General features: G+C 58.8%; 3 protein-coding genes and 1 pseudogene. All 4 read right to left on the bottom strand.

Translation table 11 applies throughout. From position 1 onward, the window contains the following. The coding region (locus DM374_RS32085) for a hypothetical protein (protein WP_110973485.1) at window positions 1-663 on the bottom strand (663 nt) is incomplete at its 3' end. Next, complete coding sequence (locus DM374_RS33365) at window positions 663-3,239, bottom strand: T6SS effector BTH_I2691 family protein (RefSeq protein WP_157969800.1); 2,577 nt, start codon at window positions 3,237-3,239, stop codon at window positions 663-665. The genes DM374_RS33365 and DM374_RS32085, both read right to left, overlap by 1 nt. A gap of 12 nt (window positions 3,240-3,251) precedes the next feature. Then, window positions 3,252-4,124, bottom strand: a complete 873-nt coding sequence (locus DM374_RS32075; RefSeq protein ID WP_110973484.1) for a DUF4123 domain-containing protein — start codon at window positions 4,122-4,124, stop codon at window positions 3,252-3,254. Continuing rightward, window positions 4,124-4,595, bottom strand: a pseudogene (locus DM374_RS32070) (type VI secretion system Vgr family protein); the annotation flags it as partial. The gene DM374_RS32075 and the pseudogene DM374_RS32070, both read right to left, overlap by 1 nt.

Genomic DNA, 4,595 nt, shown 5'->3' with positions numbered 1-4,595 from the left:
GTCGGTGGGCGTGCCCTCAAGATCCACGCCATCACCCTTGTCCCAGACCAGGATGACAAAGCCGCCGGTGCCTTCCAGCTCGCTCATCTTCTTGTCGATCAGTATCTCGGTCTTGTCCCAGTCCATGATGCGGATGCCGCCGAGATGCTTGGGGCGCAGCAGATAGACTTTGCGGGTGATGCGGTTGAAGCGGACGATGATGCGGCGGGCTGTGAAGGCCTCCAAGCGAGTGAAGCGAAGTGTGTATTTCAAAAAAATCGCCAGCACCGCCATCCAGAGCAATGGAAAAAGCACGGCAAAAAAAAGATCTACGTTGGTTAGTGGGATCTCATCATAATAACTGTGCCCAGCTATCGCATAGTCGATAGACATGGTTGTATTTATTGCAATGGAATAAATGATCATTCCGTAGATCCAGCTTGCAAAAAATGTGATCACACCTCTTTTTTCGTCGTTTGGCGTGCGGACATCAATGTAGTTTTCTTTATGTGAATAGATGGATGAGTTTTCGTGAACTCGGTCCGAAACCGACTCTTTTATCCCTTCCGGTGCATGCAGTTCGGCCTGTCCAGGTTGTCGTTGTTGGTTATTGAAATCATTCATGGCCTCCTCGTAAGTGATCAGCGCCTTGGACCATTGGAAACCGCGCTCCAGAAAATACATTAAAGCGTTCCCTTTACCGCGTTCTGCATGGTTTTGATTTCTTCTTCTTCGGTTTCAGCAATTTTATTGGTGCGTTCCTTTCGGAATGTGCAATTGTCAAGGTAGCGCTGCAGTTGGTCAGGGAGTAGGAATATTTCAACTAAAACTAATGTCAGAAGTACGATATTTAGAGCGAAAAATAGGCTAAGCATTGGAACCATACGCAAGGCCAGCGCAGTAGATGCTTGCAGGCCTGCTCTGGCTGCTATACCAAGAATTGGACGTGTGCCGTATTTCTTGAGCAAGTACTCGATATAGGGCTTTGCATACGCCAGACCGACCGTAATCGACAGGCTCGCCGCCCCCAGTTGTGTAACTGCGCGTAAGAAGTACATGCCAGCAAGCGAATACCTCTTGAGGCCTCGGTTCTCATAAGAATCCTGAAGGTCATACCACGCCCCCACCAACCCAGCCGCCCCTGCCAGAATCCCAGCCCCCAACCGCAACTTCCCCCCAAACACCTTCGCCCCCTGCCGAAGCGCGGCATTCTCGCTACGCGCACCAAACGCCACCGCAGCAGCAGCTATCTCTAGCCCCGCAGCGGTGAGAGCCACCACCGCAGACACCGCCTCGATGTACTGCCTGCTGTTCTTGTCCTCGACAGAGAGCCGGTTGTACAGATTCCACACCTCCAGCATCGCGAGGACACCGCCCAGGCGCATTTCGGTCATCGGCCCCCGGCTTCCGCCGCGCAGGGCATCGTCGAAGCTGCGGGTCGCGGCGCGGTCGATGCGCGCCGCCGCGCCTCGGCTCAGGGGCTTGCCACCGCGTGTTTCGAAATGGATGGTCTTTGCGTAGCGCCCCAGTTGGGCATGCAAGAGCGTCATGGCGACCCGGTTGGCGGCTTTGTCCAGCACGGTCGCGGGTTTGTTCTGGAACAGCGAGTTGCCCAGGGTGTTGATCAGCATGGCGCCGCCTGCCAGGTAACTGGAGGGCGGCCCGCCGGTCCCCTCTGCCAGTGCGTCCATCAGCGCATGGCCCCTGTCGTAGAGCACGGCGAGCTTTTTCATCCGGTCCTGCAACGCCGCCGAGTCGAGGTCTTCGAGGAGGCTGCGCTCGTTGAACAGGGTGCCGACTTCGTCCTCGGCCGCCTGCTGGTTCTGCGCCAGCGACCGCCAGTACAGGTTTTCCCGGGAAACGCCCGCTTCGCGCCAGCGTTCGAGCAGGGCCTGGCCGGCCTCGGTGCCATTCATTCCGGTCATGGCCTTGCCCATCTGGTCTTCGAACAACAGAGCCTGTTCCGTGTCGTTGCGGTCGAACAGGTCGAGGGCTTGAAGCAGTTGTTCGCTCTGTAGCCAGAGCAGGTGATCCTCGGTACGGGCATCGCGAGCTGTATCGGCCTTGTCGACCTCGGCTCGGTAGCGCTTCAGGAAATCCTGACGCATGTGCTCGTCAATGTAGGGGGCGTACTTGTCCCAGCTCTCGGCGCGCTGGCTCTTGAGTTCGGTTTTGTAGACCTCTTGCTGGTGCACGGGATTACGGAAGGTCCGGTAGTTGCCCGATGACTGCACCACTACGTGGCGATTGCCCGCCTGATACTCAGGGTCCGTGTAACGCACACCGATGTGCTTCTGGAGCTTCTGATTCTCGTGGTAAGTGACCTCGGCTTCGTCTTCCAGCAGCTTCCTGATGTTGTCGATGGCGAAGGCGATGGTGAATTTGCGGTGGTTGTCGACCTTTTCCTCGTCCTCCTGCGCCATGAAGGCTTCGAGCGAATCGCTGCTCGCGTTGCGCCAGGCATTGAGCTCCTGGACGACACCGAGCGCGTCGTTCAAGACGACGGCCACTCCGCGCTGTGCCTTGCGATCGGCATCGGGCCGCATTTCAGCGAGCAACGCCTGGCGTGGCGGCGGAAACAGAGGGGCGAAGGCTTGGGACTTCAGATGCTCCTTGAGGGCCGGCTTGCTGTAGGAGGCGTATTCCGCGATGAGTTCGAGCGCGTCATGGGTGAGCACGTTGTCCATACGCGGCGGCTCCGCCGATATCAGCCCGGCGACGTCCACCGAGGTCATGGTGCTGCGGTACTTTTGCTGTTGCCGGTATTTGTCGCGCACGTTTTTGGTCAGCGGCACAGGGCTGTACAGAAAGCGCAGGTCCTCGATGCTGTCCATGTCCTGGATTCGCAGCATCCAGCTCAGCCCCTTTACTCCACCGTCTCCGGTAAAGGGCGGTTTAGCCGGTGCCCAGGGCTGGTCGGCATCGATGAATTCGAGGCTGGCGAGGTCGGACACGCGGTACTGGCTATGCCAGGCGTAGTTGGCCTCCTTGCGCCTGATGAGGACGTACAGAAAGCCTTCGCGCAGGGGGCGCAGGGCATAGGCGGATTCGCTGAGCCGGCCGACCTTTGACGGCTGGCTGAAATACGCCGACAGGAATGGGAGTTGTCCTCTCTGGCTGGCAGTACCTCCGACCGCGCCATAACGCAGGGGCAAAAAGGAAAAGGTTCGGGTGCAGGAGACGACCGGGCCGGGGGTCAGGTTCGCCAAAAACGTGTTGCTTTTGTCGCAGAGTTCGAAGGTTTCCTTCCAGCTGTACATGATGGGAACCACTCAGGAATGTTGGAAAAGGCGTTGTTTGAGCGCTTGTGCGAGGGGCTTGGCATCGTCCCGAGCGTCTGTCAGGGCGGCTTGCCACGCAGCATTTTTGCGCAGGTCTGGGCCGTGTCGGGTCAGGAAGATGGCGTAATCCTTCTGGTCTGCCGGTCGGTGCAAGCCGCACTCCCGTGCCTCGACCAGCAACTGGTGCACTCGTGCCAGCCGGATTGCGTGGCCGTTTTCAGTCTTCCCGGGCACCAACTCTTGCTGAAGCAGATCGCACAACTGAAAGCGCAGCGGATTTCCCGTCAGCGCCTCCCAACAGTCCTGGTCCAGCCGGATCGGTGGGATGCCGTAATGATCCGGTCGGTTGTGGCCCCCGTAGTGCCGCCAGGCATTGCGCTCATCGTGAGGCTCCAATGCCCACCATGAATGGATGGGCGCCAGCAATTCGGCGATACCGGGCAGGTCATGTCGGGCTTGCAGCACGGGAAACGCTTGCTCGCTGTAAAAGCGCAACAGGTAAGAAGCGCCATCTGGTCCTCGGGCGGTGGCGGCCTGGCCGAGATGATTGGCGAGCCTGGACGGCTCCAGGGCGCTAATCAGCCAGGCGCAGGGCACATCGCCTGCAATTTCGACCAAGGTGCAGTGGAAGTCGTACTGGCTATCGAGGCTCAGGTGTTCTCCGGAGGAGAACAACCAAGGGCCGATATCCCGAAGATTGGCAAAGCATTGCTGGTAGAGGATCGGGTAGGCCGTTTGCGCGAATCGCTCGATCAAGCGTTGACGTGCCGGGAGCGGCACGCGAGCCATTTCAACGATGGCCGTCAAGCGGAGGTTTGGTGCTTTACGGAGCTGGTTCATCAATTCTTCTGCAAAAGGCGACATCAGGCGGTCTCTCCTTCCATGGGAATCAGGTTGCGCCCCTCGGCCATGGCCTTGAGCAGGCATCCCACGCAGACAGGCTCGCCCGTCACTGGAACACCGGTCATTGCGATACTGTTGCTGCTCCCTGCGGCACTCATCGTCATGGGGGCAAGCTCGCGAATCGAGATGCCATCGATGGTGATGCCACTGCCATCGATACGCAGCGTGCCGCCCGGGGCCTTGATGATCACGGCCTCGGATGCATGGATTTCGTGCACCTTGGTGTGCTGCGTAATGCTCTGGCCGGCCTTCACCGTGACATCCCCTTGCACCTGCTGGTCCAGGTGCCCGCCGATTTCAACCCGCTGATTGGCAATGGTCTTGTCCAGGCGGTTATTGCCGACCTGTTCGGTACGGTCCTCGCCGGTGGTGATGGTGTGATGGCGGCCAATGCTCAGTTCGTCGTCCTGGCCGATCTGATGCCGCCGGTTT

It is taken from the genome of Pseudomonas huaxiensis (assembly GCF_003231275.1).
Classification (GTDB): domain Bacteria; phylum Pseudomonadota; class Gammaproteobacteria; order Pseudomonadales; family Pseudomonadaceae; genus Aquipseudomonas; species Aquipseudomonas huaxiensis.
Note: the sequence above shows the minus strand (reverse complement) of the source record. Positions and strands in the feature narration are given on the sequence as shown.

Coding starts and splice junctions, on each gene's coding strand:
- DM374_RS32075 (WP_110973484.1), bottom strand. CDS start 4,124: ATGTCGCCTTTTGCAGAAGAATTGATGAACCAGCTCCGTAAAGCACCA.
- DM374_RS33365 (WP_157969800.1), bottom strand. CDS start 3,239: ATGTACAGCTGGAAGGAAACCTTCGAACTCTGCGACAAAAGCAACACG.